Source organism: Sphingobacterium olei (genome assembly GCF_005048855.1).
In the GTDB taxonomy this organism is placed as follows: domain Bacteria; phylum Bacteroidota; class Bacteroidia; order Sphingobacteriales; family Sphingobacteriaceae; genus Sphingobacterium; species Sphingobacterium olei.
Genome location: NZ_SUME01000001.1, coordinates 355,119 through 382,043 on the forward strand (window position 1 = coordinate 355,119; position 26,925 = coordinate 382,043).

Sequence of the window (26,925 nt, forward strand, 5' to 3'; positions counted from 1 at the left end):
GATGCCTTACCGGTACTTGACATTATGAAAAAGAATATATACAGCTATATCCGGTTCATCTTTATCAATCTCAGCTGTTGCCTTGCAGGCTACGGTCAGGTCGACACGGCGGATATCCATCTTCTGCAGCAAGCTACGGCCGTCGGTGCCGTTCTGTCCACACCGGATAATGTGCAGCCGATGTCGTCGGCAGGAACCCTTCCTTCGGTCAGTTATGGAGGGACCGGCATATTTCAGGCCGGCCAGGCGGTAGACTGGACCCCCGTCAATAGCGGCGGGGCTGCCGCTTTCGGTGTCACGGTAGAACAGACGCTGACCGGATACTATAATCCGCTGAATACGGCCGTTGGAGCTGATGGGTCACTGTATATTGCCAATACGGGCTACCATTCGATCATGAAGCGGACCGCCGCCGGTGTACAGACCGTATTTGCCGGTGGCAACAGCACGTCCTATGGCTATGTGAACGGTACGGGCACGGCTGCGCGTTTCCGCCATCCGAGCTTCCTTGCCATCGATGCCTCGGGCAATATCTTTGTTGCCGACCAGCAGAACCACCGTATCCGCAAGATCACCGCGTCAGGCGTGGTAACGGTCTTCGCAGGGAGCGGTACTATCGGCTCAGCGAACGGTACGGGTACGGCGGCCTCGTTCCATTACCCTATGGGCCTGGCATTTGACGGTTCGGGGAATCTATATGTTGCGGATGCCTACAACAACAAGATACGAAAGATCACACCTTCGGGAGTTGTTAGTGATTATGCGGGAAGCGGGGTCCAGGGCCTGCAGGACGGGCCCGTAAATACTGCCCGCTTTTATCAGCCCAAGTCGTTGTCCTTCGATGGCAATGGGGATCTCTATGTAGCCGACCGGCTCAATAATGTCCTGAGAAAGGTCAGTGGGGGTACCGTAACCACCGTGGCGGGCAATGGCACGGCAGGCTTTGTCGATGGTCAGGGCGGAACAGCCCGTTTCAACGGTTTCAGCGATGTTGTCATTAGGCGGGGGAATATATATTCTGTGGATATGCTCAACAATGCAGTCCGCTATATCTCGCCGTCAGGCAATGTTCTGACGATATCCACCAGTGGCCAGTTTACCAATCCGTTCAGCATATCGGAGGACGCGGCCGGTAAGTTCTATATCGCGGAGAATACTTCAAACCGGATAAAGAGAGTTAATATACAGCCCGCCTATAGTATCAGTCCGGCATTGCCCAACGGTCTTATATTTGATCATTCCACAGGGAGGATCCTGGGCAGTATCCCTGTTGTCACAGCTCCCCAGACCTATACCGTAACCGCACGGAACAGTACGGGCAGTTCAACAGCTTCGTTTACGCTATCGATAGTAGCTGCTGTTCCCCCGGCATTTCTGCCCAGCGACCGCAACTATATCGTAGAGACGACCGTTCGCGACAGCGGAATGTATAACCTGGCCCAGCTGGATACCCTGCCGGTATCCGGGGCCAACCGTGTGGTACGGTACTTCGACGGCCTTGGCCGCCCGATCCAGACGGTGGCGTGGCGTGGCAGTCCGGACCTGGCCGATGTGGTGCAGCATGTCGAATACGATGCTGTCGGCCGCGAGGTACGTAAATACCTTCCCTATACATCCGGGGTTACCGGCAACGGCTCCTACAGGACAGGAGGAGCTTCGGCCGTGGTCGATTTTTACACAGAGTCCCCTGTTGCAGATATAGTCCGTACGGCCCATCCCTATTCAGAGGCAGTGCTCGAGCGCAGTCCACTGGGAAGGCTGGAGCAGCAGGGAGCACCGGGAGCGGCGTGGCAGCCAGCACGTGCGGATATTCCAGGTTCGGGGCATACCGTAAAGAAAGGTTATGGTATTTATTCCGGGATGATCTGGAAGGTTACCCCCAGTGGGGCGGGCCTGTCCAGTTCGAACGGTCACTATTACCGGGAATCGGTGCAGGACGAGAACGTGCCGGCAGACAGCACGGCGGGCACCGTTACCGAGATCCGGGACGACCTTGGCCGTACCGTGCTGAAGCGCATTGCCAGGAGTCCATCCGAAGTACTTGACACCTATTATGTATACGACGATCTTGGCGACCTCCGTTATGTTGTCCCCCCGGGATATCCCACGGACATGTTTGTTGACGGGGATGTGATGTTCAACGAATATATCTACGCCTACCGGTACGATGGCAGGGGCCGTCTGGCGGAGAAGAAGGTTCCGGGCAAAGGCTGGGAATGGTACGTATATAACGGGGGCGACCGGTTGGTCATGTCGCAGGATGCCGTCCAGCGGATCTCGGGCAAGTGGAACTATATCAAGTACGATGTGCTGGGCCGGGAAGTAATAAGGGGCATCCATACCGACATACTTCTTAATACCCGACATCTGGCCGTTACCGCTGTCGAGGCAAATCCCATCATGTGGGAGCAGCGCACGGACAGCGTGTACAGCAATTTTACATTTCCGAATATAAATGTACAGCCCCTGGTGGTGAACTACTACGATAACTATCTGTTCGCCGGTAGCTACCTGCTGCCCGAAAAATCGGTTGTCAGGAGCAGTAGGACCAAAGGACTGCATACCGGTACAAAAGTTTACAGGGATGATGGTACCCTGCCTTTGCTAACGGTCAGTTATTATGACGACAAGGCAAGGGTTATCCAGACGGGAGCCCAGAACCATCTGGGCGGTACCGACTATGTAACGAACACCTACAATTTTCCCGGCGAACTGCTGACCAGCAAGCGGGAGCATAAGGCCTCAGCTTCGGGAGCGGTGACAACGGTATTTACCAAAAATGGATACGATCATGTGGGCAGGCTGCTAGCGACCAAGCATTACGTCAATGACCCATTGAAAGAAGTGACGCTGTCAAAGAACGAATACAACGAGATTGGCCAGCTGAAGAGGAAATCGATCGGTGGCGACAAAAACGGCAGCAACTACCACACGTTAGTTGATTATAACTACAATGAGCGGGGCTGGATCCGGGGCGCATCATCCCCACACTTTACCTACCGGCTGAACTATAACGTGGACGGCGCCGGTAATACACTGGCCAATACCCAGTACAACGGCAATATAGCACAGCAGCTCTGGGGCCATGGTGCTTCAACGAACAGCACGTTCAGTTACAGCTACGACAGGCTCAACCGGCTTACCAATGGCACGAGTACGGGTACGACGGTCATGATCGAAGCACTGACCTATGATGGTATGGGCAATATCAAAACCCTTGCCCGCAATACCGGCAATACGACAGCCACTACTTCCACGACCTATACGTACAACAATAATAACAAGAGCAACAAGCTGGCGAACCTTTCGGGCAATACGAACAGCTATCTGTATGATGCCAACGGCAATGCGACCAGGGACCGTACGGGTATGACAATCCGTTACAACTACCTGAGCCTGCCAGATTCGGTGTACAACGCTTCGGTGCGGGTGGGTTACCTTTACGATGCCATGGGTACCAAGTTGAAAAAGTATTCCAACCAGGGCGGGAACCGTGATTACGTCGGCGGTATAGAGTATAATGGGAACAACATCGAGCTGATCCATATGGGTGAGGGGGTGGCTTACCGGAACAGTAACGGAACCTATACTTACCGTTACAACCTGACGGACCACTTGGGCAATGTCAGGTCAACGGTGTACCGTAACGCGGCGAACAATAATGCGGTAGAGGTCCTGCAGAAAGATGACTACTATCCGTTCGGCAAGCGGCGTGTTGTAGCGGCAGGGAATAATACCTATCTTTATAACGGCAAGGAATTGCAGAATGAGATAGGTGGGCAGTATGATTACGGCGCGAGGTTCTACGACGCAGAGATAGGGCGGTGGAATGTGCCGGATCCGCTGGCAGATGCTGATAAAAATATTCAAGTATCTCCTTATGCTTACGCCATAAATAATCCTACAACATATATAGATCCAGATGGAAGATGTTGGCAAAAAGTAGGAGACACATATGTTCCGTGTGATAAGGCAAAAGCAGGTTCGACTACAAATGACGCGTTTGGATACAACTGGACAATGACGAAAAAAGATGGATGGCAATTGACTAATGGAGCTGATCCAAGTACTGTAAACTATCAGTATGATGATATCGAAGCGACAGGTGATGCAAGCTATTATGTTGATCGGTATAAAAATCATATAGAAAAGTATAATACTCGGCCACCTGATTATTACCTAGGGTACGGACATAAGTATATTAATGCCTTTAAGAACGAAACAAGAGATAAACTAGCTGCTTTAGGGAAAGAATGGTTGGATGAAACAGCGGTTTCATTACAAAAAATGATGAATCAAGGTATTAGTGCTAATCCATCTATACAAGGGAGCAATGATGCTTTCCAGGGATTTGCTTATGGTACTCACGTTCCAGCTTATTCTGGTAGTGGTAAGATTGGATTGTTAAAAGGTAACGATCTATGGCATATAATGTGGACTCCTGATATTAAAGATTCATTTTTGTCTAAAGATGGGCTTAAACAAATTAAGGGGATGTTTCCACATATCTTAAAATCTCCAAGAAACCCGAATCTTTGGGATCCTCAAAAAAATCCTGGGATTTTAAAACCTTGGGAATCTAAATGGTAATTGAATATGAAAACAAAAGTAATAATTGCCGTTTCAATTTTAATCATTGGAATGGGTTGTATTAGTAAAAGAAATTCGTCACAATGCAGTATTCATCGGTCTAATATAGATATTAGCCACGAATTGTTTACACATCTATTAAGTGATGAGAATTATCATTACTTATTTGGAGTAGTAGAGGGAAATCAACTAGATTATCGTATAAGTGAAATTACAATTGAACGGTCGACTGTAGGAGATGAAAAAATCTGGAACTCTTTTAGTGAAAAGATTCCTGGTAAATGCTGGGCTGTTTGTCAAACTATACAAAATATTTTTTTGATCAGTGAGCAACACGAACTGAAGGACGGGAATCCTGAATTTAGTAAACATAAATTATACAGGATTTCTAAAGAAAGCAGTCAAATAGAAGAATTATATGAATGGAATCAGGGGAATTCTTTTATAAGAGATGTTTATTTTGATTCTGATGAAATTGGGTACGTATTCTTTAGACCTTCGGGAAACCCTTTAGATTATCAGTTTTTGAAAACTAATAACGGAGGGAAAGAATGGAATGCAGTAGAATTGAATCGACCTGTAAATGTAGTTCACAGGAAAGATGAAAGGCTATACTTTCTTTCTTATAAAAATAACTTGAGAAGTGATTGGATTTATTCAATAAATAAGAATAATGACAACTTAGATTCCATACAGTTTAATTTAAACATTACTGATTTTTCAGTAGAAGAAAATGGGGATTATTGGTTATTAGGAAAAGAAGAAGACAGGACTGTTTTACAACGTTATGAGAAAGAAAGAACAACCGGTGTTCATGCTTTTTCAGATGATGCAGATGTTATCCCTAAACAGCTCTATAAATACAACGAACTGATAGTTGTTATAGCTTCTCAAATAGATAAAAATATGCTTGGGGGATTTGGAGGCACTAAGCCTTTGATGTTTGTATCAAAAGACAATGGTTTAACTTGGGATAATCATCGACTTGATGAAGCTTTATACTTAAAGCCTATATCCTTTTATAAGGATGAACAAATGACGGCTTATGTTGGTAACGGAAAGGTTTTAACCTGTAAATTCCAATAAAAAGTAAGACGCCAGGCTAAGAGCTTGGCGTTTTTTAATTTACATCGCAGCGATATTTTTCTGGAAAAAGTCTGTAACCACCCGATGTATCACATGTTAAGATAGAAGGGGTCGATGATTTGTAGGTTTAAGACGGCTTAGGTACCGATTTCTACAATTTCTCTAAAAGGACTTATTTTTTGAACTTTTTGATGTTTTTCCCGATTTTGTGGCAATTATATTGAAAAGGTCTCTAGATTGAGGCTTTAGGTAAGTAATGTCGCTTTGTTAAGAATAATATTCCGGTCTCATTTATTTTCAACTCCTTTATTCCATATATTTACAATATGAATCAATTATCCCATTTACCAGAGGACAAGCAGAAGGATATCGCAGAAATTCTTGAGGTGATCAAGGACGTAGCTAAGCCTGAAAAGGTTATTCTTTTCGGCAGTTTTGCGCGTGGAGACTGGGTTGATGATATATATGTGGAAAATGGAGTTACTTACACATACAAAAGCGATTTTGATTTTCTAGTTGTTACCAACGGTTTACGGCTTGAAGAATATGAGGTGAGAAGTCGAATAAGTAATCGTACGGCGAAGTTCGATCACCCTGTGAACCCAAGTGTTCATGAGTTAGACCATATCAATTATGGCTTAGAAAGAGGGCAATATTTTTTTAAGGATATCATTGAGGAAGGAATCGTTTTGTATGATACTGATAACTTTCACTTCTCCGATGCTAGACCATTGTCCGTTGCGGAACAACGTGAAGAGGCTGAATATTATTACGAAAAATGGGTTGAAAGCGGTTCTAGAATGCTTGATCATACAATGCTTGTTTTCCGAAATTCTTTAGAAAAGGGATACAAACTGAATGAGGTCATGTTTCTTGTTCATCAAACTGCGGAGAAACTATATGCAGGGTTTGGTTTAGTGTTTACTGGATATAAACCCAAAACCCATAGTATAAAAGAGTATAGAAATCACGTAAAGAATATCTCTAAAGAAATCGACAGGTTGTTTTGTTTTCCTCCCGGAGATAATGAACAAAATCGATTATTTAATATTCTTCAAAAAAGTTATATTGATGCGAGATATAAAGATGATTATCAGGTTGATAGGGTAGACTTGGAGAACCTTTTAGCCAAAACTGAACAGCTTGAGCATCTTGTGGTAAGGATTTGTAAAGAGAAAATAGAAAGCTTGATTTAACTTTTCTAAATTGAGTGTAACTTATTTTCGATCCCTACGTAACGGCAGGTGTTTTGGTATTTCTAACGCAAAAGTGAATACTTCAGAAGGCTGAATTTCTAAAGCTTTACAGACAGCGATTAAGCCGCTTACGGAAATATTATTGCTACCTCGTATGATACGGTAGACTTGACTATAGCTGAATCCCGTTCTATCTTGAATATCTTCAAGAGTAATGCCCTTTGCTTTAGATATCGACCAAAGATTTTCTCTTACGAATTGTAACGATTCTTTGTCTATATACTGTTCAGCCATAAACAAAGAGACATTTTAAAAGTAAAATATACTATACCAAATTTGGAATAATAAGTAATACTTTCTATCTTTGAATTATCATTCATTGGTAACGGCGTGAGAAACCTAAAACCGACGTGGATGAAATTTATAGACTTAGAAAAGTACATCACATATTCAGAAAGGACCTCCCTTATTTTTTTAGGGTTATGGTCGCGTTGTTTCTCACGCTCAACCACTGAGCAAGGGAGGTGCCTTTTCTGTACTGTGTATATACCGCATCGTCCATTTCTGGATGATGCTTTTACCCTTATTAAATGCCCGCCAGAGTAGCTCGGCCGCTTCCGACCGTTTTATTGGTCTTCCCCAAGGATGCGTTGAAAATGAAGTATGAAAACCTTGATTATGAACAGTATATATCCGCATTCCGATTTCTCTCAGTAACAATTTTTTAAAACTGTAAGAGAACCCGCTAGGAGCTATAGATTTGATCTAATTCCACTCGGCCTAATCTTTTACACTAACCACTAAAAGAATGCGAAAATTACGCAAATGGGAGAGGTATGTCCTTTTCCCAAAGACAAAAGACAACCCATTAGAAGGTGAAATACCCTTAAACTTTGCCCAACAAGAAATCAAAGTGCATAAAGCTTGGCCAAAACCATTCGCTTTTATTCGGCCATTGTTCTGCGCGTTTACGCTATTGTTCCGTACCACAGCCGTATCAGCTTCGGGACAGGTTAACCCTTTCTTCGGCAATCCTTCGACTGCGCTTCGGGTCGGCTTCGACTCGTTGCCGAAGAACAGTCGAAGCGCAGTCGAACAGCAGTCGAAGACCAGTCGAACAACTCTCGAAGAAGAGTCGAAGCGGTCTCGAAGAACTCTCGAACAACACCCGAAGGAGTGTCGAACAAGTCTCGAACAACAACGGAAATCCGAAACTCCGAGATTTCCTCGAACATCGCTCCTCTTGTCCAACAAAGTTGTACATTCTTGTCCTAAGCATGTGCTCCCTACTCGCCAAGTATGTGTTAAGTACATGCTAAGTACTGATATAGTACTAAACGAACATAGTACAAAAGCCCTTATTTCGGCAGTGAGATGGCCTCATGCTATGGCAATATTGTACAAAATAGCCGGCATTTTCAAAGCAATAGCACATAAAAACAGTACTTCAACGATACAAAACCTGTACTATGCGAATACAACAGATCGGGACAACACCCTACCAGGTACCTACCAAGTTCGCCCTGCCTCCGATCGCCACGGCTTCAGTACGGCTTCGCGCCGGCTTCGTGCTCCGATGGCGATCGGAGCGCGATCAGACAATGATCAGAGCGCCAAGCCGGAAAAGCAGAACAAAGGTAGAAGAAAGGTAGAACAAAAGCAGAATACAGTTAGAACAGCGAGCGAAAAAAATGCCATTAACCTACGGTCGCTATACCAAAAAGCTACGGTTAGTATACGGGTTACTTACCAAAAGTATACCCTAGACTTACTAAAGACTTACCAAAGACTTACTAAAAAGCTACCAACCGCATACGGTGAAGTTGGTAACAAGTGGCAGGCATTCTATGCAAAATTTAAGAATAATTTACATGGTTTTAGTAAATATTGTGTAGCTTTATGGTGTGATAACCAATTAGGGGCCATCCTAATTACATCAAGATATAATAGAAGTAGGACGCTGTTTTGCCAACCATGGGCAATCTGCTTCGTAACGATAGTTTATACATGTGTGTTGTTTAGTGATGCTCAGGCACAGTCCGTGGAAACACGGACTGTGAATGGGCAGAATGAAATCACAGGTTGGGTAAAAAGCCACACCACCCATCAGCCTATTGAAGCAGTAAAAGTTAAAGATCGCGAAACAGGTAATTATGCTTTTACCGATAAATTTGGAAAATTTATATTATCCGTCGTAAGGACAGATGGTCAAATTGAAATTAACCGTCAAGGATACCAACCGCTTACCACAGAATACCAAAATTCAAGCCTCCAGAAGGGTAAACAGACCGTCTGGTTGTTCAGGGAAATTGAACAGATTCCTCAGATTATTGTTGGCGATACCCTACCGGATTCCTTTTGGGACCTTGCCTATGATGTTGTAAATCATTCAAAAGAAAGAAGTAAATTGACCCTATACGAATACCAAGAAAGTCCATTATTAGTACTTGACTTTTGGTCAAAATTCTGTGCACCCTGCATTAAATCTGTAGAACAGTGGAACATGTACAAGAAAGTCTTTAACAATCAGATTGAAGTGCTTACTGTATATGTTGGCAACCCAGATGGCATTTCAGATTTTATAGAAAGTCGTGAATGGGATCTGCCGGCAATAATTGGAGAAAGTACGAATATATTAAATGCCTATTTCTTCAAAAAGGAACAATACGGAGGCGTAGTATTGATTAAGGATAATAAATTAATTGCTATACCAGAAACAAAAAATCTATCTGTAGACCGCCTGAAGGATATTGTTCAAGGTACAAACACATCGCTCCCATTGAAAAATGGATGGGAGTCGATAGTGCATAGCCGAGAAGGAGGTAAATTATGATAAGGCTTTTAGCTATTTTATTTGGAGGTTGTTTGTCGCTTTCCTATGCAAGCGGCCAGTCCATAAGTGGTACGGTAATCTCAGATAAAACGGATCTTCCCATTGAATATGCTTCTTTAAGATGGCAGGCGTCTGGCACAGAATCCTCAAGTGATGCTGACGGCGATTTTCAGGTTCCGTTTTTCAATGCCGATTCATTGATCATATCGGCTATTGGATATTTGACTAAGACGATATACGTTGCCCGTGCTCAAAGCGACCTGAAGATAACGTTGGTTGCAGATGAAAAGGCTATTGAAGTAGTTGAGATAAGTACTGGATATTATCGACTCCCAAAAGAAAGGGCCACTGGATCTTTTGTGCATATAGACAATACGTTGCTTGATCGTAACCCCAGTCCAAATATTCTCCAACGACTGGAAGGTGTTGCGTCAGGAGTACAGTTTGTCAATGCTGGTGGAAATTCGTCGAATGATATTAGGGTAAGGGGATTAAGCACAATAGAATCCAACGCACAGCCATTGATTATTTTAGATAATTTTCCTTATGAAGGTGATCTGAATAATATCGACCCGAATGACATCGAAGATATCACCATATTGAAAGATGCAGCGGCTGCAAGTATCTGGGGAGCAATGGCTGGAAATGGTGTTATCGTGATAAATAGTAAGCAAGCCAAGCTGAATGGTAGGGTAAATATAAATCTGAATGCCAATACAGGGTTTAGTGAAAGACCAGATCTCACTTATTCTATGGCATGGTTGCCTAGCGATATAGTGATGGATATAGAAAAACAAAGGTATGAGGAAGCGCTTTACAATATCGCTGATCATGTTACTGTTCCTTATTACGTGGATTTACTGGATGAGCAGAAGAACGGAAGGATTTCTTTAGAAGAATTGAGGATGGGAGAGGAAAGGTTACGAAATACAGACACGAGATTGCAGGCCATGAAGCATCTGTATAGAAGTGGTTTTAATGGTCAATATGGTCTAAACGTAAGCGGCGGAGCGGGAATGCACAATTATAAACTTTCATTCGGTCTATGGGACAATAAAAGTGAGGTGATCGGAAACGATAGCAAGCGGGTTAATTTCTCGATAGTAAACCGGTTTGCACCGACCAGGGCGATAGATTTAGGTCTAGGATTTACATATGTGCATAATGGAAATATATCTAATGGAGTTTCGTATAATGATCTCACAGGTAATTATGCGGGTTATCCGTCTATTTCGCCTTATATCCAATTGTCTGATGATGGTATCGCCCAATCAATAGTTAAGGATGTTAAATATAGCTATGCCCGGGTTGCTGAGAACGAGGGTTTGCTGGACTGGCTCTACCGACCGCTGGAAGAGCGGTCATTAGTGAATAACACGAGTTATGGACGCGAATATAGGATAAACGCAGATGTGGGCGTCAAACCGTTGACCGGGCTGGAAATCAGGGCCAACTATCAACTGGTACAAGGAAATAGCAAATCTAATACGCATTATTTAAAAGATAGTTACTATGTGCGAAATCTTGTCAATAGCTATACGCAAGCCAATGGGAGCTTTATAATTCCCAATAATGGAATATATAGGGAGGGGAATCCGGAAGACCGCTTTTCTCATTTCGGTAGATTACAGGTTAACTATGCGGGTACATATGATGAAAGGCATAAATTGAATACGTTAGCAGGTATGGAAATACGACATAGCCAAGCTGAAATTTTTCCGGGCATGGTGTTATACAATTATCATGATGATTACCTGACAGGCAGCAATCAGTACAATTTTAATCAGAGTTACCCAACACGCCCCACAGGCGCGCCGTCGCGGTTCATTCCAGGGGCTTCTGCTATTAGAAAAAAATTAACAAACAGAGATCTTTCTTACTATGGTAATATGAGCTATGATTACAACTCCAGATATATTGTTAGTGGTAGTATAAGGTGGGATGCTAGTAATTTATTTGGCGTAAAAACGAACGATAAAGGGGTTCCTTTATGGTCTATAGGAGGTAGTTGGAACATAAGTAATGAAGATTTTTTTGATTTAGAACATATTTTACCTTACCTGCGTTTACGTACTACATATGGACGATCGGGTAACGTAAATAAATCGGTGACACACTATCCTACGGTAAGATTCACTACCTCTGCTCTTGGACAACCCGCAGCTACCGTGTTGTCTGTGGGGAATCCGTCTTTACGCTGGGAAAAAGTCTATACATGGAATTCTGGCCTCGATTGGAAAATGTTCGGTGCTAAGTTATCTGGATCGATCGAGTATTATATTAAGGATGGTAATGATTTAATCGGCGATCAGTTTATGGATCCGACAACGGGCGTGGATGAGGCCTATAAGATTAACTACGCTGATATCCAAAGCAAAGGCTGGGATATTCAGGTGAGTACCCAACATGCTTGGCACAATATAAACTGGAAGGTGGATGTATTGTCCAGCTGGGTGAAGAATAAGATAAAGAACTATGCGACAAATGAAGCTACAAGGGTAAGTAACTATTATAACCCCTCCGTACCGCCCGAGATCGGTAGATCTAAAGATGTGATCTACAGTTTACCTTGGCATGGGCTTTCAAACGAGGGACTACCAATAATCTATATTGATGATGAATTATCAAAGAACTATAGCGAGTTCTCCAATGTACATCTCAAGAAAGAGATGTTGATCGATGCGGGCGTGACCGTACCCACATTCTATGGTTCTGTTCGGAACACACTCGGTTGGAAAAATTTTCAGCTTTCTTTTCTGGTGACATGGAAGGGCGGTAATGTTTTCCGGAGATCTTCTATGGAACCAGATGGCGAAAATAGAGCAGCTTATCATATGGATTATTTCGACCGGTGGCGACAGGAAGGGGACGAGCTTATCACACAAGTTCCAAGAAGGATCAACGCTAATGAAATGACAGCTGCCGATATCTCAGCAGCAGCTACATATTATCGGGTATCACAGCAACTGATTACGAAAGCAGATCTGATACGGTTGCAGGATATAGGTTTGAATTATCAAATAGATAAATCCTTTATCCGGGGTACGCCAATCAAGGGGGTCACAATCAGCGGGTTTGCAACGAATCTAGGTCTCCTTTGGAAAAGTACCAAATACCCAATCGACCCGGATTTTAGGAATTCCATTTTTGTGCCCGTTAGACAGTTCAATCTTGGGATCAAGGTTTTGTTATAATCTAAATAAAGAAAAAGTGATGAAAACAAACATAATTAAATATATCATATTATCGGTATTCTTTACTTCGTGTGGAAAAGAATTCCTAGAGATTAAGTCAGATCTCAGTATAGGATCCCCCAACAAAGTGAGTGATTACCTTGCAATGATGCAAGCCACTTCGCTAATTGCGAATAGTACAGGGACCCTTGCTATTGCCGGAGCGGATGAATACTATTTAGAAGATGCGACATGGCAGAGTCTTCCTATAGGGAGTGTGATTGAGCGAAATGCATATTTTTGGGCTGATGACGTGTATGAAAATAAGGAAGTAGGTGACTGGAACAATGCATACAATAAAATTCAGGTTGCAAATATGGTTTTGGATGGGTTGGATAGACTGAAACCCAGTTCAGAGGAGCTCGAAAATTGGAATAACGCAAGTGGCTCAGCGCTATTTTTCAGGGCATTCAATTTTTTTCAACTGGCACAGTTATTTTGTAAGCCTTACGATGAAGCCTCCGCTAAACACGATCTTGGAATACCACTTCGTTTAAGCAGTGACATTACAGAGCCTGTTAAGCGGTCTACACTGGAAAGTACCTATAAGCAGATTATCGATGATTTACGAATTGCTGAAGAACGGTTGACAACGGATAACAGGGTGCGGATCAATCCTTCCAAGCAAGCCGTTTTTGGTTTACTGGCCAAGGTATATCTTGTCATGGGGGATTATCGGTTATCAGGTGAATATGCTGAACGGACATTGAGTATACAAGAAGACCTATTGGATTTTAATACGCTTCAGACAAATGTTACCTACCCTTTTAAAAATGATTATGGAGTTGGCAACCCGGAGATTATATTTCATTGCTATGTGCCTGCATTGGGTGTGTTGTCGAGGACAAGAATGTATTTAGATCCGGAATTGCTGGATTTATATCATGAAGATGATCTAAGACTAAAAGTATATTACAGCATTGGGAGCATTAATAACATTATTTTTAGAGGATCATTGACAGGTGGTTTATCTATTTTTTCAGGAATTTCTACCTCAGAAATTAAATTAATACAGGCAGAGGTGTTTGCTCGAAACAATGAAATCGAAAGAGCAACCAAGATTATGAACGAGTTGGGGATATTGCGATTTCCAACTAGCGAATACATTCCGTTGGTAGGTTTAGCTAAAGATGAACTACTGAAATATATACTCGATGAAAGAAGAAGGGAATTGGCTTTTAGGGGATTGAGATGGAGTGATTTAAGACGGCTTAACAAAGACCCCTTATACGCTAAGTCAATTGTTAGAACATTGAACGGGCGAGTCTATACGTTGCTTCCAAACGATAAAAAGTATGTCTGGCAGATACCTGATAAGGTGCTGGAGATAAGTAAAATTGTGCCAAATGAGCGGTAAAAATGAAAACAGGAGCACCCGTGCTCCTGTTTTCTTAATTGTGTAACTTTAGTTTATTCCGGTTCCGTTCTCGCATAGCCATCCTCATTTCCACCACTATTTGCTTCATCTATGATAGCATCATATGTGTTTACTGCTTCAGCAACATTCATTCCCGTAGGAGTGGTTTGTGAAAAGAGAGAAAGGTCCAGCAATATTTGACATGGTTTCTCTGCTGGCAGAACTTCCGGGGAACAGTTTCCTACTGGAGGAGTTTCACTAACAAAGGAACCAATTATCTGTGAATTTTGGTTGTCATGGTCGTCCGGATCGGGCGTTACCGTGTACCAGCCACTTTGTGCTGTTGTGAATTTGTCAGCTACGTTATAAGCCGACGCACTTACTGCAATCGCCAAGGCTGCCAAGGCCATTGCATTTTTTTTGAGTGTTTTAAGCATTTTGCTTGTGTTTTAGTTTGTTGTTACTGTTTTCTTTCTTTTTCCATCGGGAAGAACACATCCGGTGTCCCGACGGAAAAGAAAGTACTGTTATCCTGAGCTTGCCCATTTTCTGTACGGTGCCGGGGCAAACGCATTGGATAGTCTGAAATGTCTTTTGGCGACAAACCCTTTGCCCGGACTAACCTAGAATCCAAGTTCCGTTGTAAGTTGTTGTGCTATTCTCTTTGAAGCCCATGGGGCTTTATGTTTGTGTTCTCACCTCTGTTCGAATTTACTTCTCGCAAAAACGATGAAGAAGCTGTCAGTCTCTTGTGTAGTACAGCGCCTCCTATACTGATGATCAGGAAAAGTAAGTTGAACCAAAAGTGCTGCATCCAGGTCATCCCGCTGATCACTGATCCGCATGCACAGGGTACCTTGCCCCACGCGCCCAAAAGGGCTAGCCCAACGTAACCGGTAAAGGCTGCCATCAACAGGGATGATAGGAGGAAGGGGTTTGTTAAATGAAATCTCCAGATTCCCACGTCACTTCGTTCCGCTGAATGACGGAGATTTTGTATCACCAGCAATATGACTATCGCAACTTCTAAAACAGGCAAGGTGTAGATAACTATCCAAGCCACGGCATAGCTAAATGGTTGCTGAAGGATTCCGTATTTAAACTGTTGAAAATTAATTATTTTATCGATAGATACCGGGATCCAAAGTAGGAGTAAGGCTACGGTTATTGCTTGTAATATGTATTGTCGTGTTCTCATATGCTTTGTTGCTTATGCGCGAATTTGTTAATTCGCAGATTTGCCTTTTATTGTATTTGATAAATCAAAGGTAGAGCGGAAAGATACGCTAGTGTTAGTTCGAATTCCGCAATCGTTTTTTTGTGTAAGCGGAATTTTAACTACTGTATCTATAAGCGATTTTGTGTGCGATACGCGCCGGGCGAGATGCCGTGTACGGATTTAAAGCTTTTAATGAGGGCATTATTGTCGCTAAAGCCAAATTGATCGGCCAAGGCTGAAATGGACTTGTCACTGTCGAGCAGGTAGGCGGCAATCAATTTCATTTTCTCCTGTTGGATATATTGTTTAGGTGTCATATGTAATCGTTCGAATAGCTTTCCCAACTTATCGTGGCTGATGAACGCATGGTGGGCAATGTGTTCGACGGGGGGAGTGGTATAGTGTTCGTTTAGCTCGTGCCTGATGTACTGGCAGATCTCTTCCAGTTTCTGCGCGTCGTAGCTTCGCTGATCTTTGCCATGCACCAATCCTTTGTATGCCGATACAATACCAGGCAGATATTGGAGCAGATGGCTATTGTAATCTTTGGCGCGTGGCACTTTAGGGTAGAGTAGATGCGCGAGCTTTCTGATGAATACCTTGTCCACCTGCATTAGCGGCATGCTATGGATCCCCGAGCTTTTATCCTGCTCAACAAACGCCTGGAGCAATTCAAACTCTTCGTATAGAATTTCTATAATAGAATAGTCAATTCCTAATAAGTCAATATGTTGATGTGCTGAATCTAATGTAATGGTGTAGGTTCCGGGCGCACAGAACACCATACCGCAGTAGCCTGGTTGGAACCGGAGACTGCTGTTTCCGGGTATAGAACTGATAGTCATTTCACCGGTGTGCTGTGCGATTAGGGTGTAGATCGGACGGTTTATGGGGATGTCAAACGTGAGTCCATTTGCGTGCTGGATTTCATAATGATCCATGACAAGGCTATAGCGATTATAACGGCTTCGATGTATCAAGGCGCCATCGATGGTATACCGGTGAGATTGGGCAAAGGGGAGTTGCTTCGTGCCGAATGTTACTTCGGCAGAAGGCTGATCCGTGGAATGCGACGGACATACCTGTAATATAAACCCTATATACACCATAGAATTACTGACGGTTCATTGCGCTTTGAGGTATGAAAATCATCACGATAATCCTACAAAAAGAATTTGCCAACCGTTTGTTCAACTGCTTAATAGTACCGGCGCATTGGTTATGGTCTCTTCATACTATTGGTCTGGATGCTGCTAGAAAGCCCCTGCATGCCGATATATTATAATTTAATTAAAAAAGAGTGATTTAGCAACCGCCCAAGGTATGTGGTAAAATGAAGTGTAACGTCTTTGGTAACGGTTTATTTTGTTTTTCTCCCCATGTACACCGAAGTGTACATTAGCGATGCATGATTTCCATCTTTTTCTCCCCATGTACACCAAAGTGTACATTAGCGATGCGCAATTTCCATGTTTTTTCTGCTATGTACAAAATTTGTACATCGATTATCTATAGCTTGGTACGAAAAAACAGACTACGGTTCATGTATTTTTTTTTTCGTACTACCATGTTGTAGATTATTGCTGATAGCACGGAGCTATGGAAGGTTTCCCTAGCGTTGAGATGCAAGTTTTTAGGCGTCGTAACATGTTTATATCTTGTTATTTAGGGTAGGCTGCTGTTTTGATATGCAGTGGTGCAGTGGAAGCCTGATCATATAGTGCGTATGGTTAAAATAATGAATGATGACTGTCGGTTCATTTTCAAACCTACTATTCGGGTGTTTTTTAGTACTATTATTTTTGTATTTTGTGCATACCATTATTCCTGTGTAAATAACGATTAACTAAATCAGCACATATAACTATGATTAAACATTACGAAAAATTAACGCTTCTATTTCAACAACAACATAAGCTACGCTATTTCCCGGTCTACGCGCAAGTGATACTCAGTATTTTGGTAAGCCACTATTTGTGCGGACCCAATTCGTTTTTTTCTATGGAGGGAAAATGGGACAACAAAACCTACTGGATTGTATTTGGATTTAGTTTTCTGATCGCCATGTTCATTTTTACGCTTGCCCAGTGGATGAATAAGCGTCTGGACAAGGGCACGCCATGGCTTCCGCATTTTTGCAAGCGCATGAGTCTTCAGGTATGGTACGGTGTCGTCGGGATAATGATCTGTGAACTCATACTGATGTACCTGATATTTGGGGTGGGCTTGAGCCAAGGATGGTCTTGGATGTGGAACTATATGAAGGCCTATCTAATCCCCGTAACTATTTTTGTGATCATCATGAACTTGATTTACCTCAGTTGGTACATGTGGAGCTTTGCTTTTTTCGCAAGTAAACAGGTAGTAGATGTAAGTCGGGAAATAGACTCATTATTAGAACAGTTATCGGATCAAATGAAGATGCTATCTAACGACAGCCCGTTTCTACTTTCGCTCAAGGTCATGGATGGTTATAAGGCAATTCCATTAGCTGTTAATGATATAGCCTTTTTTAGAAGCGATAAGAATGCGCGGTACTGCGTACAGCTAAGTACTTCCAATCAGTTTAAGTTTATGCCGACGCTGGATGAACTGATTAGATTTCTAGACGACGAAGAATTCTGCAAAGTGAGCAGGTCTTATATCCTACACCGTAGTGTGGTCGACGGAGCCGAGATGCTGCCAAACCGTAAAATGAGAATCATACTGAAAGAGGGTGTAGCGCCGGGTGAGGAAATCTTGGTAAGCCGTGAAAGTGCGGATCAGGTAAAAAAATGGTTGGAATGGATCGGTATCGCTATTAGATAATTTAAAGGAATAGGTGATGGAACTTTGGAAGAATGACTGGGTATGGGTGGGGCTGACCAAGAAAGGATATCTGGCCATGGTTGTTGTCGTAAGGGAACATAGCGTGCTGGTGCAAGTACTGAATAAAGGCACCAATAGGTTTTCCCCCTACCGGGAAACGGTATCACGACGTGTCATCAAGAAGGTGGAGCTGACAAAAGAGGAACGCGATGCCTTGCCATGTGGGAAACGGCCGCTAAGCTTAGGCAAAGCCAAGATGATCGTGGCAACCAACCATATTTTTAAAGACGATCCGGCTCGGCATGAACGCCGCGTCTACTACTGTAGACGTTGCCGGGCATTCCATACAACAGGACAATTCAAATTGCCTATGGAGTTCTTAAAGCGATTAGCTGAAAACCCATATACCCCTGAGGAAATGGCGGAGTACTGGCGCAAAGCATGCCGTAAAAAGGTATGGCGATGGTGGCATACGGTGCTGGGTATACGGGTCTCATTTGGACGGTTCGAAGGCTCTCTAAAAAACTATGGCGATAATCGTGCAGACGCCATTAAGAAAATGCTCGTCGACCCATTAAACTATCTGCACCATTTGTATCAGTATCTGTATGACAACCGTAAACGACCCGAATAAACAGTACGAGAATCCAAGGATAAGCCTAGCCTGACCCAAGCGCAAGCCTGTCTCTGCAAAGTCACTACCCTGTCTATGCACAACAATGGAACAACAAAAGACCAAGAAATCGTTTCTTATTTTTAGCTTTGGTTTTTCTTGATCGGGATCTTATGATAAGAACGTATTTAAACAGTTTTAACTTATTTAGTGAAGAAGAGATTGAAGCAGCTGCCCAACTTTTTGAATACCGAAAGCTGAATAAAAACGACTGCTTAGTCGTAGAGGGCGAACCCTGCAAACTGATCGCCTTCATCTGTTCGGGGGTATTCCGATCGTTTTACTTATCTGAGACAGGGGTCGATCATACCTTCTGTTTTCGCTTCCCGAATAGCCTGATGGCGCCATATTCGGCCTTTCTGACCGGACAACCGAGTGTCGAAACTGTGCAGGCCATTACCGACGCGGAGCTCTTGGTGATCCACAAAAAGCAGTTGGAAGGGTTGGTAACGGATAATAGCAACTGGACGAAATTTCTAAAACTAAATGCAGAACACGAATACCTTGAATTGGAGAAACGGTTTTTTCAGCTCCAAAGGGATAGTGCAAAGCAGCGTTACCTGTCGCTACTGGAAAACCAGCCCGAATATATCCAGCAGATCCCACTGCAATATCTGGCCTCTTATCTCGGTGTTACGCAACGGCATCTGAGCCGAATCCGAAAAGAAATTTCATTTTAGACATTTGTCCTGTGTTTGGACACATTGCCCCGCTAATTTTGTTGTATTAAAAACAGATACAGCATGACAAAGAAAATAGCGGTCATAAATGGCCATCCAAATAGTGAGGCATTCAACGTAGCTATCGCGCAGTCCTATATAGAGGCAGCAAGAGCTTCTGGTGCGGAGGTGCGGGTAATCACGGTAGCGGACTTGGATTTTAACCCCAACCTGCAATACGGTTATCGGAAAAGGATGGAGCTGGAGCCTGATCTGCTCAACGCCTGGGAAACGATTTGTTGGGCCGAGCACTTGGTCTGGATCCATCCGGTGTGGTGGGGCGGCCTACCGGCAATAACGAAAGGATTTATTGATCGGCTATTCCTACCGGGTATGGCCTTCCGGTACCGCGATAATTCTGTATGGTGGGACAAACTGCTCAAGGGAAAGTCTGCACGCATCATAACCACCTTAGATCAGCCGGGATGGGCCTACAGGTTGCTGTTTGGTCGTCCGAGTGTCAATCAGCTAAAACGGGCTGTATTGCAGTTCTGCGGTGTCACACCGGTAGGCATTACGTACTTAAGCGTGATTAGGAACTCGGACGAGAAGAGTAGACAAAAGCTGCTGGATAAAGCTAAGCGGCTGGGAGCGGGGTTAAAATAACGATAGCTTTCGGGCGGAAGGGAATGCTTACTTGATCCGTCCGCTTTCGCTTTCCAACGCCGAGTTGCGGGTGCGCTGCGCTTTTGATGCTCCCCGGTTAAATTTATAGCTGAAGCTAAGCCTGACCTGCCGCGATTCATAATATCCGTAACTGGAGGATTCAAAACCCGGAAAGCTTTGGGTACTTCTGCTTTGATTCCCTTTGTAGATATCGGTCACCGCAAATCGCAGCGTGGCCTTATCTTTTAACAGCGTTTTTTGCAGGGCAAGGTCTACCTGACTGACGGCTCTGCTAAATGTATTCGCCCCACTCAGCCGGTTTGAATTGTAGCTGGCAAATACTTCGGCCTTTATCTTTAAGGGCAGGCGAAAGCTTTGCAGTACGCTGGCACGCCCCGCGAGCTGTTGCAGATCGAAATTTCGATACTGGTCGAGCGAAACGCTGTTCTGAATGTAGTACAACAGGCCATTAAACGTCACATCCCACCAAGGGGTTGGCGTAACATGCTGTGTAAGTGCCAAAGAGGAGTGCTTCTGTGTACCCACATTCCGGCTGATCATAACAATTTTATCGCGCTCCAGCGTATCGGTTACGCGCGCATTAAATTGATCCGTGTAGGCGAAATTGAAGGAAACAACCGTAGAACTCTTTAGGGAATACAACAGGGTTAAGCGATGCGTCAACTCGGGGTTTAAGAACGGATTTCCTTGCCAGAAGGACAGCTCATCAAGCATATAGATAAACGGGTTCAAGTCCTGATAGGCGGGTCTTTCAATGCGTTTCCCATAGGATAGCGACAGGTTCTGGTGCTCCGTGGGCTGTAGCGTAATGGAGAAAAATGGAAACAGGTTGGTGTAATTTCGGTTGATGTCGTCGTCTACCGCCGAACTGCTTTCCTGATAAGTGAGCCTGCCTTTTGAATCGGAAATTTCCATCCGAAGGCCCGCATTGAACGAAAATTTATCTATTTGTTGCTTATAGTCCACGTAGGCACTGGAGATGCTTTCGTCGAATTGAAAGTCATTTGAGCGGCGGTTGTCAAGGCTATCTTGTGCTTGCTCTACATGGTAAAACCGGGAATCGTTGACGGAGCCTACCTGCGAGTACTTTAAACCCGATTCGAATTTTCCCTTCCACAGGTTCATGGAATAATCGAGCTTAATCCCCTTTAAGCTGATCGCTATGCCGTTTAGCGTACGGTACAGGTTTTGGCTGGTAAGTACGTCCTGGTTATCACGGTAGGTGTTCGACTGTAAGTTTTTATTCCACTTGTCGAAAATACCGTAGTCGGCATCGATATTCAAGACATGCCCCAATGTGTCTTCAAACTTGTAATTGACATTGAAGTTATAACGGCCGGTGCGCTGTCCATAATAGTCATTGATCGCGTCAAGTGATTCTTCTATCGCATTGGAAGGCAGCGTTCTGATGGCCGTGCGTGTATCGGTAATTCCTCCTCCAAAAATAAAGTTGCCATTTGCCAGAAAGCCAATGGTGTTTTTAGCATTCAGAAAATAATCCACACCGACCTGGGTCGACATTTTTTGGCGCTTGTCGACATCATCGGTATGGCTATCGTACGATTTGCCATTTTGTGTGCGGTTGGTTCCGTATAGGTAATTATAGTTACCCAAGGTATGGCTATAGCTGCCATATACATTGATGTTGTTTACCCGGTGATTCAGGATGATATTTTGGATCTGCTTCGGACTAACCCCATAGGCTACGGCAGTGGTTACTGTTCCGTTGGTGCCTACTACCTGGTTTTTCTTGGTTCGGATGTTGATGATGCCGGCAGATCCGGTCGCATCGTACTTCGCGCTGGGGCTATTGATGATGTCGATCGATTTGATATTGTTGGACGATAGGGATTTTAAGAGATCGGTAAGTTCTGTTCCGGAGAGAAAGGTCTGCCGCCCATCCAGCAAGATCTGTACGCCGCTTTTGCCATTCAATGTAATGCGGCTTTCATTTTCGACATGTACACCGGGTGCACGTTTTAGCGCCTCCAACGCGGATACATCCTGCCCACCGATCGTATTTTCGACGTTATAGCTAATCGTCCCGCCATTGATCTCCAATACTTTAGCCTTACCCTTAACTTCTACGGCTTCCAGCCGATTTTCGACCGTGGAAAGGCGGATCGTGTCCAGGTGGATCCGAGCTAATTCAAATGGCGGAGATTGATAATCCCGGTATCCGATGTAGTTGACAATGAGTCTGTATCGACCGGGTATTCCGTACCGAAGGCTAAACTGGCCCACGCTATCCGTGGCGGTGCGGAACACCGTCTGTTGGTCTACATTCTGTAAAGCCACCGTGACGGAAGATAGGGGAAGTCTGCTTTCATCGGCTACGGTTCCAGAAACAACGTGTTCGGTATGTTGTGCGTAAGCACTCGGTGCCAGAACAGTTAGTAAACAAATTAATAAAAAATACAACACGCAAGGTGTTAATAAAATCCTCCCGATCACGTTAGCGATAAATCAGGTACTTCTTTCGCATTTCCTTGTATTGGCGTAAACCGGGTTCCCAGCTCTTGCGGATCTGATCTTCCGTAAGGCCGGCCTCAATCTGTTCCTTTAGTGTATTACCGCCCGCCAGTTTTTCGAAGGGAACGATTTCCTTACTTTGCTTCTTGTCAAAAAAGATCTTCTGATCGGGATATTTTTGATATAGTTCGATTAGCCAGGAGAGGTTTATGCGCTTGGACTGTCTTAACTTTTTTAGATCAACGTTTCGCAGATCTAAGCCGTAACATTCTTCGCCCATATAGATCGGTGTCGCGCTCATGCCTTTGATCGCCACGGGCGTAAACGAAAAGGAATAGATCCCTTTTAATGCGGGACTCCCGGTAACGGTAAAGGGAAATTGGGTGCCACGTCCTTCACTGAGTATGGTACCTTCAAAAAGGCAGGTGGATGGATAAAGCAATATCGCCTGATAGGTATTGATATTGGGCGACATATTTACCGGTGGCAGGTACTCCATATCGTGGCTGTAATTCGCCATTGGGATCACCTTGATCTTACATTTGATGCCGTTCGCCAGCCAACCTTCTCCATTGATCATCTGGGCGTACTCGCCAACCGTCATGCCGTGAACGATCGGGACCGGATGCATACCGATGTCGGATTTAAAAGCCATATCGAGTATATTTCCGTCTACAAAGTAACCGTTGGGATTAGGCCGATCCAGTATCAATAGTTCTTTGCCGTGCTCAGCGCAGGCTTCCATAACCCGGTGCATCGTAGCGATATAAGTGAAATAACGCACGCCGATGTCTTGGATATCAAAGACCATAATGTCTACATCGGCCAACATGTCCTTCGTCGGCTTATTGGTCTTGCCGTATAGCGAAACGACTGGGATCCCGGTCAACGGATCAACGGCATCACTTACTTTTACCCCTGCGCCCACATCGCCCCGAAAGCCGTGCTCGGGCCCGAATACTTTTACAATGTTGACACCGAGCCCCAGAAGACTATCCACGATAGATTTATTGCCTATCCGTGAAGTGGGGTTGACGACCATGCCGACCCGCTTGTCTTTAAGATAGCCAACGTATGCGGAGGTTTGCTCAGCTCCTGTACGTATTTGACCAACAGCGGAAGTCGCGATCAGCACAATCGCGCAAAATAGAAACGGAAAGGGGGTTTTCATCATAATTAATGTATTGAATGTACGGCTTATGCGATTTAAACACCATTCTACAACTGCTTTCATATCCGGCTTTGGTCAGCTGGATAGGGCAGACGGGGTAAGGATGTGCTCAAAACCTGCTGTAAGGTACGTAATAAAAAGTTAAATACGCAAGAAAACGCATGAAATTTATCGTTTTAGAACGTCTTTTTTAAACGCCGTAGGTGTGATGCCAAATTGCTTTTTAAATGCAGCAGCGAAATAAGTGGGAGAAGAAAAGCCTATTTTTTCCGCTATCTCATTAATAGTTAATCCTTCTAGGATAAGGTGTTTTGATTTTTTTAGCCGGCGTTGTAAAAGGTAATCGTTCACGCTACAGTTTAGCAGACTTTTCGTTTTACGGTAAAGTTGCACCCGCGAAATATGGAGCTCACTGGCAATTTCTTCCACATTTAAACGCTGATCGCCAAGACGTGATTCGACAATCATGGCCAGGTGATGGAGAAAACGCTTATCTTGTTCGGTATATCCCGTTTCTTCAATGGTATCAAGAGGTTTTATGATACTGGTATAGCGCTCTTTAAGTTGCTTACGGGAAAGAATAAGATTAGTAATTACAGCTTTTAAATGGGCAACGCTAAACGGTTTTGTAAGGTAGGCATCGGCCATAAGGCGCATACCTTCTACCTTAGCCTCGTCCGTATCCAATGCGCTGAGAAGCAGTACCGGTACCTGTGCCGTGTTAGGGTTGTTTTTTACGTACTTCAGGAGTTCAAGTCCGCTACCATCGGGAAGCATAATATCGCTGATAATGAGGTCGGGGTAGCTTTTTTCGATCGTAGTGTGCGCATCGCTGTAGTTTTTCGCAAAGATGACGTTATATTCTTTTTCAAGGACGGCTTTAAGGAAATGACGGATATCAGCATGATCGTCTATAACCAATATGTTCGCAGATTTACTGGAATGGAAAGAAGCTGCTTCATCCGCCAGATCTTCCGTGGCATTCCATACATTCTCCAGGTCGGGATAAAATGTCGCTGCGGGTTGTTGCTGGTGTTTTATTTCGGCATCGCTCAGATGCAGGCGACCTGTAGGCAACCGTAGTGTGAAAGAAGAACCCACGTCTTGTTTGCTGCTGACGGTTACCTGCCCGTGGTGCAGGCTTACAATTTCCTTGACATAGGCGAGGCCTATTCCCGAGCCTTGTGGGCTGGCCGCTCCCTGATAGAAGGCATCGAAAACATGATCCACCGCGGAAGACGGAATGCCGACACCGTTGTCTACGACACGGATATAAAGGTGGTCGCCAAAGGTGTTTTCTTCGACAAGGATCGAAATCTTACCGCCTGTAGCCGTGAATTTGAACGCATTGGACAATAGATTGGAGAGTACCTGTTCCATGAGGTATTCATCTACCCAGATTTCCTTGATGGGGGTTTTACTGCTATAGCTTAGCGATATCCGTTTCTGTTGGGACAAGGGTTTGAAATTCGCGAGTACCTGTTGGATAAAGTGGTCAATCTGCACAGGAGAGGCCTGAAGTTTGATAGAGGCTTTATCGATACGGTGTATGTCGATAAGATCGGTAACCAGATGCTGAAGTTTTTTTGCATTTCGCTTAATGCGTGTTAACTGTTCTTTAGCTTCCGGTGATAGGCTTTTTTCTTGTTCCAATTCTTCCATGGGAGCCAGTATCAGGGTGAGTGGTGTTTTGAATTCGTGCGATACATTGGTGAAAAAGCTGCTTTTTGCTTCGGATGCCTCCTGGATCCGTTGGTTCATTTCCACGATCCGCTGCTGCTGGGATAAAATCTCTTTGTTCTGGGCTTCCAGATGTTTGTTCTTTTCCCAATTGCTCTTTATGACCACAATGGAAATTCCGCCGAATACGACAGCTAAGACCAAACTTGCTACGACGATATTTAAGGTTGTTTTTTGGCTCTGGTATATTTCGTTCTGTTCAATAATCAATTGCTGCCGCTTGTCTATATCTTCTTGCTGCTCCTGTATTTTGTTGGATTGCAGTGCCATCAGTCCCGCATTTTCTTTATTGATGACAAGTGTACCCAGAATATTTTCTCTTTTATAGGGCTTTTTCTCCAAAATGGCGATGGCCGTGCGAATGGCTTCTGTTCCACCTGTAGGGTAGAGCATGGAGGCAAAAAGTGTGCCTTTGGTAATTTCTTCCAATCCGTTGTCTGGCCCCGGTAATGCATCTACGCCGATGATTTTGATGTCGTGTGGCCCCGATTCGTCGAGTGCCTGGCGGACACCCAAGGCCATCTGGTCGTTGAAAGCCAAGATGATGTCATTATCGCGTAAAGCGTCAATATGCTGTTTTGCCTGCAGATAGGCGGTTTGCTTTTCCCAATCTCCCTGTAACCGTGCGGATATATTGAGAAGTGGAACCTGTGTCAAAAAATCGCGCAATCCTTTCTCGCGCTCCATGGAAGCAGAAGAGCCCTTTAACCCTGTCATGATGCCAATACGGCCCCGGTTCTGGGTCTCTTGCGCAATGTACTGCCCTGCCAGACGTCCGATGGCTATATTATCGGCTCCTACGTAGGCGTTGTACAGCCCCGATGATGTTTTTCGATCGGTAACAACAACCGGAATGTTCTTTTGGAATACCGAGTCTACAATAGGGGTAAGCGGCTCTGCCTCATTTGGCGAGACAATCAGTAAGTCGATATCTTCATTCAAAAGTTCCCGGATCTGCCTTTTCTGTAGTTCATTGTCGCCTTCAGCATCGCGGTAAATAAATGCGATGTCCGGATAAAAAGATAGTTCTCTTTTCATCTCATCCAGCATCGTCTTGCGCCAGGCATCGTCGCCTACGCATTGTGAAAATGCAATGACAAACTTCGTTTTTTCCTGTCGAGGGGAGCAGGAAGCTATAAATAAAAATACAATTAGGTTTAAAATAACATGAAATTTGAACATTTCGCTCCAGATTTGATAA

General features: G+C 44.1%; 19 protein-coding genes. 10 read left to right on the plus strand and 9 right to left on the minus strand.

From position 1 onward, the window contains the following. Window positions 1-24: 24 nt before the first annotated feature. The 3 genes from FAZ15_RS01520 (at window position 25) to FAZ15_RS01530 (ending at window position 6,872) form a co-directional block, all read left to right on the plus strand. On the plus strand, window positions 25-4,590 hold the full coding sequence (locus FAZ15_RS01520; protein ID WP_136899433.1) for a DUF6443 domain-containing protein: 4,566 nt from the start codon (window positions 25-27) through the stop codon (window positions 4,588-4,590). Between the two features lie 6 nt (window positions 4,591-4,596). Further along, window positions 4,597-5,676 (plus strand): hypothetical protein, encoded by a 1,080-nt coding sequence (locus FAZ15_RS01525; protein WP_136899435.1) that lies wholly within the window; start codon window positions 4,597-4,599, stop codon window positions 5,674-5,676. A 326-nt stretch (window positions 5,677-6,002) separates the two neighbouring features. Further along, window positions 6,003-6,872, plus strand: a complete 870-nt coding sequence (locus tag FAZ15_RS01530; RefSeq protein ID WP_136899437.1) for a HEPN domain-containing protein — start codon at window positions 6,003-6,005, stop codon at window positions 6,870-6,872. Between the two features lie 21 nt (window positions 6,873-6,893). On the opposite strand, the gene FAZ15_RS01535 is transcribed toward FAZ15_RS01530, so the two are convergent. Further along, window positions 6,894-7,166, minus strand: a complete 273-nt coding sequence (locus tag FAZ15_RS01535) for a helix-turn-helix domain-containing protein (RefSeq protein WP_136899439.1) — start codon at window positions 7,164-7,166, stop codon at window positions 6,894-6,896. A gap of 210 nt (window positions 7,167-7,376) precedes the next feature. Then, on the minus strand, window positions 7,377-7,592 hold the full coding sequence (locus FAZ15_RS01540) for a hypothetical protein (protein ID WP_136899442.1): 216 nt from the start codon (window positions 7,590-7,592) through the stop codon (window positions 7,377-7,379). 88 nt (window positions 7,593-7,680) lie between these two features. On the opposite strand from FAZ15_RS01540, the gene FAZ15_RS01545 reads away from it, so the two are divergent. From FAZ15_RS01545 to FAZ15_RS01555, 3 genes are read left to right on the plus strand one after another with little or no spacing between them, the layout of a single operon-like run. Beyond that, complete coding sequence (locus FAZ15_RS01545; protein WP_136899444.1) at window positions 7,681-9,705, plus strand: TlpA family protein disulfide reductase; 2,025 nt, start codon at window positions 7,681-7,683, stop codon at window positions 9,703-9,705. Further along, window positions 9,702-12,899, plus strand: coding sequence for a SusC/RagA family TonB-linked outer membrane protein (locus FAZ15_RS01550; protein WP_136899446.1), 3,198 nt, complete (start codon window positions 9,702-9,704; stop codon window positions 12,897-12,899). The genes FAZ15_RS01545 and FAZ15_RS01550 overlap by 4 nt, the downstream gene beginning before the upstream one ends. Window positions 12,900-12,918: 19 nt before the next feature. Further along, window positions 12,919-14,295, plus strand: coding sequence for a RagB/SusD family nutrient uptake outer membrane protein (locus FAZ15_RS01555; protein ID WP_136899448.1), 1,377 nt, complete (start codon window positions 12,919-12,921; stop codon window positions 14,293-14,295). A gap of 53 nt (window positions 14,296-14,348) precedes the next feature. Here the strand turns inward: FAZ15_RS01555 and FAZ15_RS01560 are convergent, their stop codons facing one another. From FAZ15_RS01560 to FAZ15_RS01570, 4 genes are all read right to left on the minus strand, one after another. After that, on the minus strand, window positions 14,349-14,732 hold the full coding sequence (locus FAZ15_RS01560) for a hypothetical protein (RefSeq protein WP_136899450.1): 384 nt from the start codon (window positions 14,730-14,732) through the stop codon (window positions 14,349-14,351). Window positions 14,733-14,755: 23 nt separating this feature from the next. After that, window positions 14,756-14,929 (minus strand): hypothetical protein, encoded by a 174-nt coding sequence (locus tag FAZ15_RS22405; protein ID WP_162304844.1) that lies wholly within the window; start codon window positions 14,927-14,929, stop codon window positions 14,756-14,758. A 21-nt stretch (window positions 14,930-14,950) separates the two neighbouring features. Next, entirely contained in the window at window positions 14,951-15,493 is a 543-nt protein-coding gene (locus tag FAZ15_RS01565; RefSeq protein ID WP_202912292.1) for a MauE/DoxX family redox-associated membrane protein, read from the minus strand. Window positions 15,494-15,642: 149 nt separating this feature from the next. Next, window positions 15,643-16,623, minus strand: a complete 981-nt coding sequence (locus tag FAZ15_RS01570) for a helix-turn-helix transcriptional regulator (RefSeq protein ID WP_136899452.1) — start codon at window positions 16,621-16,623, stop codon at window positions 15,643-15,645. A 757-nt stretch (window positions 16,624-17,380) separates the two neighbouring features. Between FAZ15_RS01570 and FAZ15_RS01575 the strand changes: the two genes are divergently transcribed. From FAZ15_RS01575 to FAZ15_RS01590, 4 genes are all read left to right on the plus strand, one after another. Further along, on the plus strand, window positions 17,381-18,322 hold the full coding sequence (locus FAZ15_RS01575) for a LytTR family DNA-binding domain-containing protein (protein ID WP_136899454.1): 942 nt from the start codon (window positions 17,381-17,383) through the stop codon (window positions 18,320-18,322). A 16-nt stretch (window positions 18,323-18,338) separates the two neighbouring features. Beyond that, window positions 18,339-18,956: a hypothetical protein gene (locus FAZ15_RS01580; RefSeq protein WP_136899456.1), complete on the plus strand. Its 618-nt coding sequence runs from the start codon at window positions 18,339-18,341 to the stop codon at window positions 18,954-18,956. 152 nt (window positions 18,957-19,108) lie between these two features. Then, window positions 19,109-19,675, plus strand: a complete 567-nt coding sequence (locus FAZ15_RS01585; protein WP_136899458.1) for a Crp/Fnr family transcriptional regulator — start codon at window positions 19,109-19,111, stop codon at window positions 19,673-19,675. 63 nt (window positions 19,676-19,738) lie between these two features. Then, the gene (locus tag FAZ15_RS01590; RefSeq protein WP_136899460.1) at window positions 19,739-20,320 is read left to right on the plus strand and encodes an NAD(P)H-dependent oxidoreductase; all 582 of its coding nucleotides are present in this window, start codon (window positions 19,739-19,741) and stop codon (window positions 20,318-20,320) included. 27 nt (window positions 20,321-20,347) lie between these two features. Here FAZ15_RS01590 and FAZ15_RS01595 read toward each other — a convergent pair whose 3' ends face one another. The 3 genes from FAZ15_RS01595 to FAZ15_RS01605 all read right to left on the minus strand — a co-directional run bounded on the left by FAZ15_RS01595 (window position 20,348) and on the right by FAZ15_RS01605 (window position 26,906). Then, window positions 20,348-22,762, minus strand: coding sequence for a TonB-dependent receptor domain-containing protein (locus tag FAZ15_RS01595; protein ID WP_136899462.1), 2,415 nt, complete (start codon window positions 22,760-22,762; stop codon window positions 20,348-20,350). A gap of 34 nt (window positions 22,763-22,796) precedes the next feature. Continuing rightward, on the minus strand, window positions 22,797-24,047 hold the full coding sequence (locus FAZ15_RS01600; RefSeq protein WP_238387112.1) for an exo-beta-N-acetylmuramidase NamZ family protein: 1,251 nt from the start codon (window positions 24,045-24,047) through the stop codon (window positions 22,797-22,799). A gap of 105 nt (window positions 24,048-24,152) precedes the next feature. Further along, on the minus strand, window positions 24,153-26,906 hold the full coding sequence (locus tag FAZ15_RS01605) for a substrate-binding domain-containing protein (RefSeq protein ID WP_136899464.1): 2,754 nt from the start codon (window positions 26,904-26,906) through the stop codon (window positions 24,153-24,155). Between the last annotated feature and the right edge of the window lie 19 nt (window positions 26,907-26,925).

Excerpts from the sequence above, each read along its gene's own strand:
- FAZ15_RS01520 (WP_136899433.1), top strand. The coding sequence starts at position 25 with ATGAAAAAGAATATATACAGCTATATCCGGTTCATCTTTATCAATCTC.
- FAZ15_RS01525 (WP_136899435.1), top strand. The coding sequence starts at position 4,597 with ATGAAAACAAAAGTAATAATTGCCGTTTCAATTTTAATCATTGGAATG.
- FAZ15_RS01530 (WP_136899437.1), top strand. The coding sequence starts at position 6,003 with ATGAATCAATTATCCCATTTACCAGAGGACAAGCAGAAGGATATCGCA.
- FAZ15_RS01535 (WP_136899439.1), bottom strand. The coding sequence starts at position 7,166 with ATGGCTGAACAGTATATAGACAAAGAATCGTTACAATTCGTAAGAGAA.
- FAZ15_RS01545 (WP_136899444.1), top strand. The coding sequence starts at position 7,681 with ATGCGAAAATTACGCAAATGGGAGAGGTATGTCCTTTTCCCAAAGACA.
- FAZ15_RS01550 (WP_136899446.1), top strand. The coding sequence starts at position 9,702 with ATGATAAGGCTTTTAGCTATTTTATTTGGAGGTTGTTTGTCGCTTTCC.
- FAZ15_RS01555 (WP_136899448.1), top strand. The coding sequence starts at position 12,919 with ATGAAAACAAACATAATTAAATATATCATATTATCGGTATTCTTTACT.
- FAZ15_RS01560 (WP_136899450.1), bottom strand. The coding sequence starts at position 14,732 with ATGCTTAAAACACTCAAAAAAAATGCAATGGCCTTGGCAGCCTTGGCG.
- FAZ15_RS01565 (WP_202912292.1), bottom strand. The coding sequence starts at position 15,493 with ATGAGAACACGACAATACATATTACAAGCAATAACCGTAGCCTTACTC.
- FAZ15_RS01570 (WP_136899452.1), bottom strand. The coding sequence starts at position 16,623 with ATGGTGTATATAGGGTTTATATTACAGGTATGTCCGTCGCATTCCACG.
- FAZ15_RS01575 (WP_136899454.1), top strand. The coding sequence starts at position 17,381 with ATGATTAAACATTACGAAAAATTAACGCTTCTATTTCAACAACAACAT.
- FAZ15_RS01580 (WP_136899456.1), top strand. The coding sequence starts at position 18,339 with ATGGAACTTTGGAAGAATGACTGGGTATGGGTGGGGCTGACCAAGAAA.
- FAZ15_RS01585 (WP_136899458.1), top strand. The coding sequence starts at position 19,109 with ATGATAAGAACGTATTTAAACAGTTTTAACTTATTTAGTGAAGAAGAG.
- FAZ15_RS01590 (WP_136899460.1), top strand. The coding sequence starts at position 19,739 with ATGACAAAGAAAATAGCGGTCATAAATGGCCATCCAAATAGTGAGGCA.
- FAZ15_RS01600 (WP_238387112.1), bottom strand. The coding sequence starts at position 24,047 with ATGAAAGCAGTTGTAGAATGGTGTTTAAATCGCATAAGCCGTACATTC.
- FAZ15_RS01605 (WP_136899464.1), bottom strand. The coding sequence starts at position 26,906 with ATGTTCAAATTTCATGTTATTTTAAACCTAATTGTATTTTTATTTATA.